Origin of the sequence: Butyrivibrio sp. XPD2006 (assembly GCF_000420865.1) — a bacterium.
GTDB lineage: Bacteria > Bacillota > Clostridia > Lachnospirales > Lachnospiraceae > Butyrivibrio.
In genome coordinates this window covers 27,693-43,277 of sequence record NZ_ATVT01000016.1, presented here as the reverse complement: position 1 = coordinate 43,277, position 15,585 = coordinate 27,693, and the positions used below count along the sequence as shown (strand labels likewise).

The 15,585-nt window shown below is 48.3% G+C and carries 10 protein-coding genes; all 10 read left to right on the top strand.

The features are described 5' to 3' along the window. Positions 1 to 62: 62 nt before the first annotated feature. Positions 63 to 3,899: a GH25 family lysozyme gene (locus G590_RS20865; protein ID WP_051142167.1), complete on the top strand. Its 3,837-nt coding sequence runs from the start codon at positions 63 to 65 to the stop codon at positions 3,897 to 3,899. Positions 3,900 to 3,910: 11 nt separating this feature from the next. Then, on the top strand, positions 3,911 to 5,389 hold the full coding sequence (locus tag G590_RS0115375; protein WP_022766549.1) for a hypothetical protein: 1,479 nt from the start codon (positions 3,911 to 3,913) through the stop codon (positions 5,387 to 5,389). A gap of 34 nt (positions 5,390 to 5,423) precedes the next feature. Next, on the top strand, positions 5,424 to 6,509 hold the full coding sequence (rfbB, locus tag G590_RS0115370) for a dTDP-glucose 4,6-dehydratase (protein ID WP_022766548.1): 1,086 nt from the start codon (positions 5,424 to 5,426) through the stop codon (positions 6,507 to 6,509). A gap of 15 nt (positions 6,510 to 6,524) precedes the next feature. Continuing rightward, positions 6,525 to 7,394 carry a glucose-1-phosphate thymidylyltransferase RfbA gene (rfbA, locus tag G590_RS0115365; RefSeq protein WP_022766547.1) on the top strand — a complete coding sequence of 290 codons (870 nt, stop codon included), beginning with the start codon at positions 6,525 to 6,527 and terminating at the stop codon, positions 7,392 to 7,394. Between the two features lie 31 nt (positions 7,395 to 7,425). After that, the gene (locus tag G590_RS0115360; protein ID WP_022766546.1) at positions 7,426 to 7,932 is read left to right on the top strand and encodes a hypothetical protein; all 507 of its coding nucleotides are present in this window, start codon (positions 7,426 to 7,428) and stop codon (positions 7,930 to 7,932) included. A 28-nt stretch (positions 7,933 to 7,960) separates the two neighbouring features. Beyond that, a complete protein-coding gene (gene rfbC, locus G590_RS0115355; RefSeq protein WP_022766545.1) occupies positions 7,961 to 8,506 on the top strand; it encodes a dTDP-4-dehydrorhamnose 3,5-epimerase in 546 nt (181 codons plus the stop codon). Further along, the gene (locus G590_RS0115350) at positions 8,482 to 9,510 is read left to right on the top strand and encodes an ABC transporter permease (RefSeq protein ID WP_022766544.1); all 1,029 of its coding nucleotides are present in this window, start codon (positions 8,482 to 8,484) and stop codon (positions 9,508 to 9,510) included. The genes rfbC and G590_RS0115350 overlap by 25 nt, the downstream gene beginning before the upstream one ends. A gap of 393 nt (positions 9,511 to 9,903) precedes the next feature. After that, positions 9,904 to 11,274, top strand: coding sequence for an ABC transporter ATP-binding protein (locus G590_RS0115345; protein ID WP_022766543.1), 1,371 nt, complete (start codon positions 9,904 to 9,906; stop codon positions 11,272 to 11,274). 5 nt (positions 11,275 to 11,279) lie between these two features. Further along, entirely contained in the window at positions 11,280 to 13,454 is a 2,175-nt protein-coding gene (locus G590_RS21175; RefSeq protein WP_022766542.1) for a class I SAM-dependent methyltransferase, read from the top strand. 6 nt (positions 13,455 to 13,460) lie between these two features. Further along, on the top strand, positions 13,461 to 15,584 hold the full coding sequence (locus G590_RS0115335) for a glycosyltransferase family 2 protein (protein ID WP_022766541.1): 2,124 nt from the start codon (positions 13,461 to 13,463) through the stop codon (positions 15,582 to 15,584). Position 15,585 lies beyond the last annotated feature (1 nt).

Below are 15,585 nucleotides of genomic sequence, written 5' to 3'. Positions count from 1 at the left end.
TTTTGGTAAGTATTGTGTTTGATTGAAAAATAACACTAGATATTGGTGTTAGGGGAGAACGTATGAAAAGAAGTCTTAAGTTGTTTAATAAGATTGGTAAGAAGCCTCGACGCAGACAGGACATCAAGGATTACGAAGAAGAGTACGAGGACGACTTCTACGAAGAAGACGACTACGACGAGGAATTTGACGAAGAATACGGCGATGAGGACTACGCTGAGGATGAAGACTACGCCGATGATGAAGATTATGGCGAGGATGAGGATTATCCTGAGTACAAGCCTTACAGCAGAGAGAAACACGGCGACTTCGATCATGAACTCAGGGAAGATGATGACTTCGATTTAGAGCCCGGAGATCGAGGATATGAAGAAGATTATCCCGAGGATGAGGAAGACTATCCGGACGAAGATGAAGACTATCCTGAAGAGGATGAAAACGAAGGCGAGAGCAACAACGTAGTGCCTTTCCCTGTAAAAGCTGAATCCGAAGAAGTCGACATTGAAGATGACGACATCGAAGACGACTACCACGACGAAGATGACGTCGATGAAGAGTATACCGATGAGGACTACGCTGATGATGACTACAGCGACGATGCCTATCTGGAAGACGAATCCTACGACGCTGACGAAGAGTATGAAGATACTCACTACGTAGATGATGAAGTAGAACCCGAACCGGTGGAGTCAGACGACTATGAAGACGATGACTACGATCCTGAATTCGATGAAGCCTACGGCAGTCAGATACAAGATGACTCCTACGCGGAAGACGACTATCGTGATGAAGCCGAAGACGACAGATATGAAGAAGCAGACGTAGATGACAGATACGATGATGACTACCGTGACGAAGACGATGATTATTACCGTGGAGCAGCAGTAGCAGGAGTGCGCGGCGGAAGATCATCGCGAGATAGAGCCGAATCGTCACGCAATGCCAGATCTGAAAGATCACCTAAGTCCACCAAGCGAAGCCGTGGCCACAGACACCACAACGAAGACGGCATTGGGGTCAAGATACTTGAATTCATTAAGAAGAGCTCTTTTGCCGAGCGTGCGGCAGCAGTTATAGCAATCCTTCTGGTTGCGGGAGGTATTGTTACCATGTCTTTCTACTCCAAAGCCCTGGACAGAAATGCAGAGATAAGCGCATTTGCAGAGGTCGGAGCAGACATGCAGTTTAATGAAGTTATTGGTTCTTCCGGACTTCTTGCAGTGGCCGATGCCGAGAGAGCAAGAGCCATGACGGCCGAAATCATCCTCGAGGAAGAGGAAGAAGAGGAAGAGGAAGTTCCCGACGATGCACCCGGCGTAACGGTCAAGATGACCCTCACCACCATCAAGAGCGACATGAAGGTCAAGTTCATCAACTCCGAGACCAAGAAGCTGGTGGCTAACGTGCCTTTCACTATAAGCGTCGTAACCCCTGACGGAACCACCGTCACTTATGACGATCACGACAAAGATGGAATCATTTATAAGAATAACTTAACAGCAGGTAAGTACAAGGTTACACCCAACGCCCTTCCTGCTGAGTTCAGCAACTATTCACTGGACCTCGGCGCCCAGGCATTGACCATCAAGGACACCGTTGAGACCAAGGTTGTCGATGTCAGCAACGAGATCAAGAAAGAGTCGCAGGTCAATGCGGCAAAAGAGGATACGGCAGTCCAGACTGTTGTTGAATCCGCCCTCACTGATACGGTTGAGTGGGTCGATTCAAACCAGGGAAGTGCGACCGGCTCAGGAGACGGTAATTATAACTACGAAGAAGTCAGCAAAGAGTCTGTTGCCAACCTTATCAGCGGAGCTGCAGTTCCAAGCGGCAGCGTAAAAAGACTCTCCGCAAGAAGGGGCAGAACAGAGACTCCTTCAGAAGGATCCTCAGATGCTTCTACAGAAGCTTCAACCGAGCAACAGGAAGTTGCAGGAGAAACCAGGACAAGCGAAGAAGGAACATCAACAGATGCCTCCAAAGATAATTCGGGTGAAGCGGCTTCAGACAGCGCTTCCAATGCAGCTTCAGATAACGCTTCAAACACCTCTTCTGAGAATGCCGGAAACGCAGCATCAACCGTAAACACTCCGAAGGATATGTCACTTGGTTCGTCTTCGGTTACAGTAAATGCAGATGCTACCGCCAGCGTTTCGGTTTCAGGTCCTTCGCAGATAAGTGCTGCATCAGCCAATACAGCTGTTGCTGAAGTTTCTGTAAGCGGCACATCAATTACAATAAAGGGAATGTCACCCGGAACGACATTTGTTACTGTTGATGCAACTGATTACAACCAGGCCAAGATAAGCGTCACAGTTAACCCGGCACCTCTTAAGACCATAAGCCTCTCAACCACAAGCCTTACTCTTAAGAGCGGTGACGAGGGCAGGATAGAAGTTTCAGGCGTATCAGGTATAACAGTTTCTCCTACAGACAGCCCTATTGCTTCTGTATCAGTGAGCGGAACAACCATAACAGTTAAGGGCAATGCTGTCGGCGAGGCGAGATTCAGCGTTTCTACAACCGGCTATGAGCCGGCAAGCTTTACCGTCGTTGTCGCAGCACCTGACAAAAAAGACATGACTGTAAATCCTGCAGATAAGACAGTAAGCATGAGGATCGGTGAAGAGAAATCCTTTACGGTATCAGGACCGAGCTCAATTTCAGCATCTTCTGATAAAGCAGCAGTTGCAGCGGTAGAGGCGTCAGGCACTACATTCAAGATAAAAGCGGTTGCAGCAGGTACTGCCAACATCAAGATTGAGGCAGATGGCTACAATCCTTACACCATATCGGTAACTGTCAGTGACGGAAGCGAGCTTAAGCTCAATTCCAACAAGATCACCCTTGTGCCCGGCAAGACCTTTAAGCTTACAGCCGAGGTTTCAGGGGCAACTCCTACCTTCACATCGGCAGATACTAACATTGCCAAGGTAGAAGCTGACGGAACCATCACCGGCGTGGGTGCCGGCGAGACCACTATCAAGGTAACCTGCCCGGGCTACAAGGAAGCCACAGCAACAGTTAAGGTTATAGCAGCCGATACGATCCTTAAGGATAAAGACGGCAACACCCTCTGGGTCAAGGAAGGCGATGGCTACAGAGAAGCCAAGTACAGCGATTACTTCAATCCGGACATCAAAGTCTTTTATATCAGAAAAGAAGGTGACGGCGTACGCCACGGCTGGTGGACAATCGACGGCAAGACCTACTATTATGACAAAGACGGCAATCCTGTTACCGGTGAGCAGGTCATCAAGGGAGCCAAGTACTCTTTTGGCAGCGACGGAGTCCTCTCTTCATCATCGGGAACGATGGGAATCGACGTCAGCAAGTGGAACGGAAACATCGACTGGAACAAGGTTAAGAAATCGGGTGTTAACTTTGTTATCATCCGTTGCGGATACAGAGGCTCTTCCGCCGGTGCCCTTATCGAGGATCCCAAGTTCAGGTCCTACATGAAAGGCGCACAGGCAGCAGGCCTCAAGGTCGGAGTTTACTTCTTCTCCCAGGCGGTCAACGAAGTTGAAGCCGTAGAGGAAGCCTCCATGTGCATCAACCTCTGCCAGGGTTACAACCTCAGCTTCCCTATCTACCTCGACGTTGAGGGCAGTAACGGACGTGGAGACACCATCAGCGCAAGCCAGCGCACGGCCAATATCAAGGCTTTCTGCGGAACTATCCAGAGCGCAGGCTACAGAGCAGGTGTATACTCCAACAAGACCTGGTTTACCAAGAACATTAACGTTTCGGCGCTGACCAACTACAAGATCTGGCTGGCTCAGTACGCTGCAAGCGTGTCCTACTCCGCATCTCGCTATGATATGTGGCAGTACACATCCAAAGGATCTGTTTCCGGAATTTCAGGAAACGTTGACATGAATATTCTTTACAACTGATCGGAGGATCAATGGCAAGTTTTAAAGCTGGCAAGGGAACAGAAGCATTCAAGCTTCTGTCCTTTGCGTTATTGACAATTTACTTCGTTGGGATAGCGCTCTTTGACGGACCCGTCTGGTGCGTCGACACCAACAGTTACATGGACATGGATTTTTCCAGAGAGCCTCTATACCCGCTGTTCCTTCTGGGCTGCAGGAAGCTCTTTGAAACCCTGAACATAACCGGAATGGTCCATGACTATCCGGCCTATCTCACTCTGGTGGTAGTTCTTCAGAGCCTTTTGTGGGTTTACGCTGCATTTCATCTTGGAATCTTTATTCTCGATGCCACGAGCAGTCTTGGGGAAAAGAAATCCAGGCTCTTGTCAGCTATCGCAATGCTCTCACAGGTTGGCGTGGCAGGGCTTAACCGCTTTGTCGCAAACCGCGGCTCGATGTACTCCGAGAGTCTCATGACCGAGTCTCTTGCGATGCCGCTTTACGTCATCTTCACCGTTGAGCTGGTAAAGAGCTTTGACAGGTATGACACTAAATCCATCCTGAAGCTCTTTTTCCTGGGAGTCATCATCGGCAGCGTTAGAAAGCAGATGCTCGTGTGCCTGGTAATGTGGGGCTTTGCGTCATTTATAATACATCTCTTTGTCAAAAGACATCGCTCCCTCAAAAACTTCAGTCTCACATTTATAGCTGTTGTGCTGGCTCTTTTGAGCATCAACCTTATCGACTGCAGCTACAATCTGGCTGTCCGCGGCGTCTTCACGATGCACACCGGCAACAGCAAAGGCGGTCTCGATACACTGCTCTATACGGCGACAGCTGAGGATGCAGAGATTTTTGCAGACGCCGATCCCGAGAAATATCCGGATGCACAGGCTCTTTACACTCGGATTTATGATGAGTGCAAGAGCAGACAGCTTACCATAGATTATTCTCAGGCGTATCAGCTGGAGGAAATCTCGAATGTGTTTAATTCAGACTGGGTTACTATGGCGTCTCACTATGCGGATTGCTATGATGTCATTGGCTTTGACGTGGTGCTGCCCATCAAGGAACAGTATGTGGCAGAGCACTGGCCGGAGCTGGATGAAGTTCATGCGCGTATCAAACAGAACGAGGTGGAAGGATTTCTTTTCAAGAAGCTCTTAAGTAATGCTGTATCCAAGATTGTTAAGGGTAAGGACCGGGGAGTTATGTATGTTCTTACTGCCAATGTCCTGAAGGCCTTTGTTATTTCCAACGCCAACATCAGCCCGAGATTCCTTATATGGGTATCCGGCGCGATTTATGTTATTTACCTGGCGGTATTCATAGCTCTTTTGCTGAAAAAGTCATTTGCAAAGCCGGTAATTTTAAGGCTCATGTTCATAGTGCTTGCCGGAATCGCAATAAACTGCGTGGTTACGGGCTCTATGATATTCCCGCAGCCCAGATATATGTGCTATGGAATGGGACTCTTCTACTTAGCATTACTATGTGGTATACTTATTTAGTTAAAATCTGCTTTTTTATAAGAAAGGGAAAGACATGAGAACTTATTTAGTTACAGGTGGTGCCGGATTCATCGGTTCCAACTACATCAACTACATGTTCAAGAAATATGATAACGAGATTCGCATCATCAACGTGGATGTTCTGACCTATGCAGGAAACCTTGAGAATCTGCGTGACGTTGAAGATCGTGATAACTATACATTTATAAGGGCTGACATCTGCGACCGCGATGCCATCAACAAGATCTTCGAGGAGAACGACATCGACAGAGTTGTTCATTTCGCAGCTGAGAGCCATGTTGACAGATCAATCGTCAACCCTGAGGTTTTCGTTCAGACCAACGTTCTCGGCACAGCAACCATGCTCAACGCAGCCAAGAAGGCATGGGAGCTTCCTGACGGTTCGTTTAAGGAGGGCAAGAAGTTCCTCCACGTTTCAACTGATGAGGTTTACGGCTCACTGGATGACGACCCTAATGCGTACTTCTATGAGACAACTCCGTATGCGCCTCACAGCCCATATTCAGCTAGTAAGGCCAGCTCAGACATGCTGGTTAAGGCATACATGGACACTTACAAGTTCCCTGCCAACATAACAAACTGCTCCAACAACTACGGACCTTACCAGTTCCCTGAGAAGCTTATTCCGCTTCATATCCACAACGCACTTGCGGGAAAAGAGCTTCCGGTTTACGGCGACGGTAAGAACGTCCGCGACTGGTTATATGTAGAAGACCACGCCAAGGCCATCGACATGGTTCAGGAAAAGGGCAGACTTTTCGAGACCTATAACGTAGGCGGTCACAATGAGAAGCAGAATATCGAGATCGTTAAGATCATCATCGACACACTCAAGGAAGAGCTTGATGATTCAGATCCACGCAAGGCTAATCTTTCCTATGATCTGATCAAGTATATTTCAGACAGAAAGGGCCACGACAGAAGATATGCCATCGCGCCTGACAAGATCAAGGCTGAGATCGGCTGGGAGCCTGAGACTATGTTCGCAGAGGGCATCAAGAAGACCATCAAGTGGTACCTCAATAACACAGAGTGGATGGAGCATGTGACATCCGGTGACTATGAGAAGTACTACGAGAAGATGTATTCAAACAGATAAATTGGAGGTAAGTCCATGAAGGGAATTATTTTAGCCGGTGGATCCGGAACACGCCTTTATCCGCTCACAAGGGCTATGAGCAAGCAGATGATGCCTGTTTATGACAAGCCCATGATTTACTATCCGCTTTCAACTCTGATGCTTGCAGGTATCAGAGAGGTACTTATAATATCAACCCCCAGAGATCTCCCCGCATTTGAGGAGCTCTTTGGCGACGGAAGTCAGCTCGGCATGAAGTTTTCTTATGCGGTTCAGGACAAGCCCAGGGGACTGGCTGATGCTTTCATCATCGGCGCTGAATTTATCGGTAAGGATTCTGTTGCCCTGGTACTTGGCGACAATATCTTTTACGGCCAGAGCTTTAGTAAGCTCCTGAGGGAAGTTGCATCAAGAGAGAAGGGTGCGACAATCTTTGGCTACTACGTAAGGGATCCCAGAGCTTACGGCGTTGTTGAGTTCGACGAGAACGGCAAAGCCATCAGCATCGAGGAGAAGCCCGAGCATCCAAAGAGCAATTACGCAGTTCCGGGACTCTACTTCTATGACAACAACGTTGTAGAGATCGCCGAGAACGTTAAGCCTTCACCCAGAGGCGAGATAGAAATCACAAGCATTAACAACGAGTACCTCCGCAGAGGAGAACTCCGCGTTGAGACCATGGGAAGAGGATTTGCGTGGCTCGATACCGGCAATCACGATTCACTGCTTGATGCATCCGATTTCGTATGCGCATTCCAGAAGAGACAGGGACTTTACATTTCCTGCATCGAGGAGATTGCATACAAGCGCGGCTTCATTGACAAGAATCAGCTGCTGGCACTTGCCGAGCCTCTTATGAAGACAGATTACGGAAAATACTTAGTCGAGGTAGCTAATGGTCTTTGACCGCCTGAAAGTATTGGAAGAGGGGTAGTGTATGGACTCAAGAGTTTTCAGAATGGCGATACTTACCATCATAAGCGCCTTCATTCTGGTGCTGGTGATCGTATACGCCACCAATACAGACAAGATAAACAGCCTCTTTGGTGTAAAAGAGAAGCCTCAGCCTGTAGCTTCTGAAGCTGCAACTGAAGAGGTTTCGGAGGAGCCTGTCATCTACGGTGACCAGATAGGTGACAGCTTAAGCGGCTTTCTGCTTGACGATGATTTCTTTGACGAGACCGAGAAGATCCCGTCAGTAGTGGTGATCAAGAAATCAGAGGCGAGCACAGATGAGAGCAGCGCCGATAGCTCTTTTGCCGAAGAAGAGGACAGACCCGGCACGGGAATGGCTGTGGTGGGTGAGCTGACAAACCCCAATCTGGAGGCAGGCACGGATTCATCAGGGCTTTTGACAAGTCTTCCGGATGCGCCTGATGGCGGGTATGGCCAGTACATCCCTTCAGATCAGACAATTTCCGGGACACCGGTAGGACAACCATAATATATTTTTTAGGAGAATTTTTAAGACGATGAGCAAGATTACAGTTGAAACATGTGAAATAGAGGGACTTAAGGTCATCACTCCCAAGGTTTTTGGTGATGCCAGAGGATACTTCATGGAGACCTACAACAAGAATGATTTCTATGAGGCGGGCATAGACGTTGAGTTCGTGCAGGACAACCAGTCAGCCAGCACCAAGGGCGTATTGAGAGGCCTTCACTTCCAGACCAAGCACCCTCAGGACAAGCTGGTTCGCTGCATAAACGGTGAGGTTTTTGACGTTGCGGTAGACCTTCGCAAGGATTCCAAGACCTTCGGAAAGTGGTTCGGCGTTAAGCTCACAGCTGAGAACAAGAAGCAGTTCTTTATCCCTAAGGGATTTGCTCACGGATTTTTAGTACTCTCGGATTACGCAGAGTTTGCTTATAAGTGCACGGATTTCTATGATCCCACAGGTGAGGGAGGAATCAAATGGGATGATCCCGATGTCGGCGTAGAATGGCCTATCACAGATGATATGAAGCTTAACCTTTCCGAGAGAGATACTAAGTGGGGAGGATTAAAGGAACTTTGATTTCTGCTGCTAAGAAACCGGTCAGGGCCAAGACCATAGCCCTGGCGGTTTTCTACACATTGGCGCTGGCTTTGGCGCTGATTCTCATCTTTCATAACAACCCACTTGAGGATCCGCACACCGCAATGCTCAAGAAGGTCTGCGGATGTATTCTGATCGTAGTAGGCGGGATTCTTTTTTATGCATGGTATGACAAGCTCACGGTACTTCCCGTGGAGCTCTGGAATTCCAGAAAGCTCATAAAGCGCCTTGCGGTCAATGATTTCAAAAAGAGATATGCGGGATCCTACATGGGTATTGTGTGGGCACTGGCTCAGCCGGTGGTCACTGTTTGTATGTATTATATTGTCTTTGACGTTGTCTTTACCGCAAAAGCTCAGGCAGTCTCCGGGGGCGTGGAAGTTCCCTATGTTCTGTTCCTGACAGCAGGCCTCGTGCCCTGGTTCTATTTCTCCGAGGCGCTCACCAACGGTACAACGTCTCTTTTAGAGTACAATTATCTTGTTAAAAAGGTGCTCTTCAAGATCAGTATTCTGCCCATTATCAAGATCATCGCAGCAATGTTCATCCATATCTTTTTCATTGGAGTTATGATGGTCATCGCTTGCATATACGGCTATTATCCGAATGTTTACTGGCTTCAGCTGATCTACTACATCGGCTGTGAGTTTATCCTTGTGCTCTCCATCAGTTATGCGACCAGCGCAATAGTGGTGTTCTTCAGAGACCTACTGCAGATCATCTCCATCTTCCTGCAGCTCTTCCAGTGGGCTACGCCCATCCTCTGGAACATCCAGATCGTGCCCGACAAGTACAGATGGATTGTCAAGCTCAACCCCATGACATATATTGTGGATGGCTTCAGGAATTCTATTTATGGCGATACGTGGTTCTTTGAGCACTTCTATTCATCGACTTACTTCTGGCTGTTCGTGGTGGCAAGCTTCTGTTTAGGAGCTTTGATTTTCAAGAGAAGCAAGACGCATTTTGCAGATGTATTGTGATACTGAGTAGCGCCGATAACAAATATACGCTATTACGTGCATTGGAGTCATGTTTTTAGAGTTTTTTCAAATTCGCATGACTTCGCGTTTTGATAAAGTCATGTGAAATAAGATTTTTGTTAAAAACATGAATAAAACTTGTAAAAAAGTCATGTTTTAAGCAGTTTTTCTCTACAGCATGAATGTAAAGTCATGCTAAAACAGTTTTTTCAAATAAACATGACTTTAAGAGGGCTCAAAAGTCATGTTTTTTACAAATTTTCTCTGTAGCATGACTTTGAACAGAGAATAACATGCCATGGACATAGAAAGACTGCTCTAAACATAAGAACATGCAGTGAATGAAATATACAAGCAGAAAAGTTTTTCCAAACTAGTTAACAGGAATTATATATGGATAAAGACACAGCGATTGAGGTCAGGAACCTCACGAAAATTTATAAACTGTATGACAAGCCGATTGACCGCCTCAAGGACTCTCTTGGCCTGGTCCGTAAGGACAGGTACAAGGAACATCTGGCTCTCAATAACGTGAACCTCACAGTTAAAAAGGGAGAGACAGTGGGCATCATCGGAACCAACGGTTCGGGAAAGAGTACAATCCTCAAGATCATTACAGGCGTTCTCTCCCCGTCATCCGGTGAAGTCAACGTAGACGGCCATATCTCAGCACTTCTTGAGCTGGGTGCAGGCTTTAACATGGAATATAACGGAATCGATAACATATATTTGAATGGTATGATGATCGGCTTCTCTGAGGAAGAGATCACAAAGCGACTGGATTCAATCCTTGAGTTTGCGGACATCGGTGACTACGTTTATCAGCCGGTCAAGACTTACTCCAGTGGTATGTTTGTCCGCTTGGCGTTTGCGGTAGCGATCAACATCGACCCTGAGATCCTCATCGTCGATGAGGCCCTTTCGGTCGGAGACGTATTCTTCCAGGCCAAGTGCTATCACAAGTTTGAGGAATTCAAGAAGCAGGGCAAGACCATCCTCTTCGTATCCCACGACCTCTCCAGTATCAGCAAGTACTGCGACAGGGCTGTGCTACTCAATCAGGGCGTGCTCCTGGGCGAGGGAACACCCAAGAAGATGATCGACATTTACAAACAGGTCCTTGTTGGACAGTATCCGCTGCCTAGCGCAGGAGATACGGAGAACCTTCTTGATGATGAGCAGATCCGCGAGGCTGCAGCTAAGGCATCTGACAAGTCAGACAGCAAGACAAAGTCAGACACAAAGTCCAAATCAGACAAATCTGACAAGACAGACACAGCAACCGGCAAGCCCGATACCGCAACCAATCCCGACACTCTCGAGTACGGCGACGGAGCAGCATCCATCGAGGAATACTACGTAACAGACGACCGCGGAACCCGCACCAACTCTATCATCAAGGGCAGCGAGTTCACAGTCCACATGAAGGTCCGCTTCAGGCAGGCAGTGGCAGCGCCCATTTTTGCCTTCACCTTCAAGAACATCATGGGTATCGAGATCACAGGTACCAACTCCATGGTGGAGAAGGCATTCCTTGACCCGGTCGATGCAGGAGATGTAAAAGAAATCTCTTTTACCCAGAAAATGACACTTCAGGGCGGCGAATACTTGATAAGCTTCGGAGTTACAGGCTTTGAGCAGAATGACTTCACAGTCTACCACAGGCTCTACGATGCCCTGAACATAACCGTTGTCTCCGACAAGAACACGGTTGGTTACTACGATATGGAATCAAAATGCGTTGTACAGGACGCTAAGGAATAAGGAACATGCAGGAAGTTATAAAAATCGGCGGCGTAAGCCTCAATTTCAAACATTACTCAGGGGTTGATCTCTACAGCGACGGATCTATAGAGAACGACCTTCTTGAGATTGTCAAAAAATACAAAAAAGAAGAGTACCAGCAGGTCATCGAGGAGCGCAACAACTGGCCCATCATGTACCACCTTTCTGACCAGCGCGCCAACATCGTTGAGTGGATCCCCATGGACAAGCACGCCAAGGTCCTTGAAGTCGGCTCAGGCTGTGGTGCCATCACAGGTATGCTCGCATCCAAGGCAAAAGAGGTTGTGGCCTGCGATCTCTCCAGGAGAAGGTCCGAGATCAACGCAACCCGCAATGCTGACTGCGACAACGTCACAATTCACGTGGGCAATTTCAGGGATATCGAGCCCGACCTTCCCAAGGATTTTGACTACATCTTCCTCATCGGCGTCTTCGAGTACGGCCAGGGCTACATCGGCACTGACAGCCCCTACGAGAAGTTCCTTCGCATGCTCAAAAGACATCTCAAAAAGGGCGGAAGGATCGTCATCGCCATTGAGAACAGGCTTGGACTCAAGTACTTTGCCGGCTGCAAGGAAGACCATCTGGGAAGCTACTTTACAGGAATTGAGGGCTACTCCCCCGACTCCGTTGCGAGGACGTTTTCAAGGAACGGCCTCATTAACATCTTCAAGAAATGCGGCATAAATGAGTACCATTTCTATTATCCGTATCCTGACTATAAGTTCATGACTCTTTTGCACTCGGATTCCTACACCCCCAAGTTCGGGGATCTGCAGGACAATGTCCGCAACTTCGACCAGGACAGGCTTGTGCTCTTTAATGAGAAAAGAGCTTATGAAGATCTTGTACGTGAGGATATGTATCAGGAGTTCGCGAACTCTTTTGAAGTAATACTCGGACCCGGCTTTGATACAATTTACAGCAAGTATTCAAATGACCGCGTAGACGAGTTCAAGATAAGAACTGACATCGCCATTGACAGGGCAGGACGCCGTGTCATCAGGAAGTTCCCGCTGACTGAGGCAGCCAAAGAGCATGTCTTCGGCATCAGGGATGCTTACCTTGGCCTTAAGCAGAAGTTCCAGGGCGGCGATTTTGAGATCAACGACTGCCAGATCGACGAAAAGATGGGCTGCGCCATTTTCTCTTTTGTCAACGGAGTGCCACTGGCATCTCTTCTTGATGAGTGCGTTGACAGGGACGATCCCGACGGCTTCTATGCACTGGTCAATGAGTACATCAAGAGGATCAGGTACAAAGAGGATTATCCCGTTTCGGACTACGACCTTATCTTTTCCAATGTTATGGTCAACGGTCCTATTTGGACTATAATAGATTATGAGTGGACTTACGGTAAGTGCATTCCGGCCAAAGAACAGGTTTGGAGAGCGCTCTACTGCTACAGGTTAGAGGATCGCAAGCGCGAGAAGTTTGACTTAAAGCCACTTTACAAGGAAATCGGCATCACCGAGGATGAGATAAAAGATCTTTTGGAAGAGGAGTATCAGTTCCAGAAGTACGTCACAGGCAACAGAAAGTCCATGGTTGAGCTTTGGAAGGCCCTTGGCAGGAAGACTATCGTGCCAAAAGAGCTGCAGGGCGGAGCCGAGGCAGCAAGACCCGATGACTGTGTTCAGATTTATCTCGACGAGGGAAACGGCTACTCTGAGGATGATTCTTTCTTCCCGGAGGAGACTTACGACGACAACAATACAATCACGCTGGACCTGAGAGTTTCCGATGATTGCAGGATTGTCCGTGTGGACCCGGCATTTGCGCCGTGTATCGTTACTATCAAGGACGCGAAGTGGAACGGCAAGCCGATTTCGGACACCGGCTGTGATATTGACATCCACCCTGTAAACGGTCAGTGGATTTCAGATGATACATTTGTCTTTAACTCAGACGACCCTAATATTGAGTTCGGCTTATCCAGCCAGAAGCTCAACATGCAGTCCAGGAATCACCTGGAGCTTTCGCTTCTTACAACGCTGATTCCGAGGAATGCGGCTGACGCACTTGCAAACTCTCTTCACGAGGAGGAACCCGCAGCGCCTCAGCAGCCTAAGAAGGGCAAGAATCTGATCAAAAAGATCGGCAAGAAGATTATCGAAAAGCGCGAAGAACGTATGTACAAAGACGAGGAGTGGGATTAAGGGGATATGCTAAAAGGACTGGTCAAGTCAGGGCTTGTGAAGAAGAGCACAACTAAATACAACAAGGTATTAGCCGCCAAGTCTTCAGCTTACGACAAGTGGCAGCACGCTCGTGAAAAAGAGCCTGTTGTTATGGCCACAGCACCGGTCATTTATGACGAGGATGAGAATGGGGAAAAGATTCCCCATAAACTCCCGGACCCGACTGTCAAAGTGATCCCCTACGGCAAAGTATGGGAAGTTCAGGACAACAAGGCAGATGACAACACAGTCTATCTCTTTGTAAGTCCCAAGGGCAAGCTCATCAAAAAGGCTGCGGAGGTAGTAAGACAGTACTTTATCGCGCATCCGGAACACAACGTGGTTTACGGAGATGAGGACGAAGCCGGAGCTAACGGCAAATACATTCATCCGTATTTTAAGCCCGACTGGTCTCCCGATTCATATCTGAACGCCTTCTATATAGGCAGTTATTTCGCATGCAGAGCAAAGACTTTGCATGAATCATCCAAGGAATATGACAATGCGGTCAAAATGCTTGGCGGGACTTCACATAAGCGCGGAAGTGTCGAGCAGACCGGGCTGGAAGCATCTCTTTTGTCTGCAGACGTGCTGTTCTGCATGCTGGCAATACATGAGCATGCTTTCGCAAAAAGAACCGGCCTCGAGTTCCCAATCGGCCACATCAAGCAGGTTCTGTTCCACAGAAGCCCTGAGCAGGATGTGTTCTACGGAAGGAATTTCCATACTTCCAGGCACATGCTCCTGGCACCTGCCACCGTCAGCATCATCATTCCGTCCAAGGATCACCCTGAGATTTTGCAGCAGTGCCTTAATTCAATAATTGAGACCACCGGCGATGACAATATCAAGTACGATATTGTCATTATCGACAACGGGTCAAATGCCGCAAACAGGGTTAAATATGGAGTTTATGCTTCCAGGGCACCTCGCAAGAACGGCCTTGTGAAGATCAACTATATCTACAAGCTTCAGGATTTCAATTTCTCAGCCATGTGCAATCAGGGGGTAAAAAACTCTTCGGGAGAATACCTTCTTTTCATGAATGATGACATTGAATGTGCCAAGGAAGGATGGCTTCGCGAGATGCTCTCTCAGGCGCAGCTTCGCCATGTCGGCGTAGTCGGTGCCAAGCTCATCTATCCCGACACTGATCTCATCCAGCACGCCGGAATCGCCAATGTAAGGCGCGGCCCTGTGCACAAGCTGCAGAAGATGCATGACAACAAGAGTCACTATTTCGGATATAACAGGGGAATCCATAATACTATAGGCTCGACAGCCGCATGTCTGCTGGTCAGCCGCAAGAAGTTCATTGAGGCGGGAGGCTTCCCTGAAGACCTTGCGGTAGCTTTCAACGACGTGGATCTGTGCTACACCATCCATGAGAGGGGCTACTACAACGTCTGCTGCAATCACATTTATCTTTACCACCACGAGTCTCTGACCAGGGGGCTTGATAACCTTGACCCCAAGAAGATGGAGAGACTGGCCGTTGAGGGCGACACCCTCATGAGAAAGCATGCCCATCTGTACAACTGGGATCCTTTCTACAGTCCGCATCTGACTGAGGACGAGACAATTTCGGCGATCATTCCACGCGAGGATTACACGCCTGTCGAGAATCTGCCATATGCTACTGCGAGCATCCATGAGAAGGGAATCCGCGGAGCAAGAGAGGACCAGTGCCTTCGCGTTGGCTGCGAGTACAACGGAAGGATGGACAACTGGCTCTACGGCGTTACAGCATCCGGGTGCGATGAGGGCTATTATCTCAAGGGCTACAGCTTCGTCATCGGCTCCGACAACGCATGCTTTGACAAAAAGCTTGTGCTGAGGCAGATCGAGAAGAGTCCTGACGGTTCAGTGGGCCCTGTAAACACCAAGGTCTACAGCTTTACACCTTACGTCTGGTACCGCCCTGACATCCGCGTGCGCCTGAGCGATCAGGTAAATGTGGACCTCACAGGCTACAAGCTCAGAATTGACAAGAACACGCTCCCTCCGGGATATTACCAGATCGGCATGCTTGCAATCGACAAGACAAGCCGCTTGAAACTCATCAACTGGGTTCCGAACGTGCTGAAAATAAAGGATTCAAGGAAGTAAG

Excerpts from the sequence above, each read along its gene's own strand:
- rfbB (WP_022766548.1), top strand. The coding sequence starts at position 5,424 with ATGAGAACTTATTTAGTTACAGGTGGTGCCGGATTCATCGGTTCCAAC.
- G590_RS21175 (WP_022766542.1), top strand. The coding sequence starts at position 11,280 with ATGCAGGAAGTTATAAAAATCGGCGGCGTAAGCCTCAATTTCAAACAT.
- G590_RS0115345 (WP_022766543.1), top strand. The coding sequence starts at position 9,904 with ATGGATAAAGACACAGCGATTGAGGTCAGGAACCTCACGAAAATTTAT.
- G590_RS20865 (WP_051142167.1), top strand. The coding sequence starts at position 63 with ATGAAAAGAAGTCTTAAGTTGTTTAATAAGATTGGTAAGAAGCCTCGA.
- G590_RS0115375 (WP_022766549.1), top strand. The coding sequence starts at position 3,911 with ATGGCAAGTTTTAAAGCTGGCAAGGGAACAGAAGCATTCAAGCTTCTG.
- G590_RS0115360 (WP_022766546.1), top strand. The coding sequence starts at position 7,426 with ATGGACTCAAGAGTTTTCAGAATGGCGATACTTACCATCATAAGCGCC.
- rfbA (WP_022766547.1), top strand. The coding sequence starts at position 6,525 with ATGAAGGGAATTATTTTAGCCGGTGGATCCGGAACACGCCTTTATCCG.
- rfbC (WP_022766545.1), top strand. The coding sequence starts at position 7,961 with ATGAGCAAGATTACAGTTGAAACATGTGAAATAGAGGGACTTAAGGTC.
- G590_RS0115335 (WP_022766541.1), top strand. The coding sequence starts at position 13,461 with ATGCTAAAAGGACTGGTCAAGTCAGGGCTTGTGAAGAAGAGCACAACT.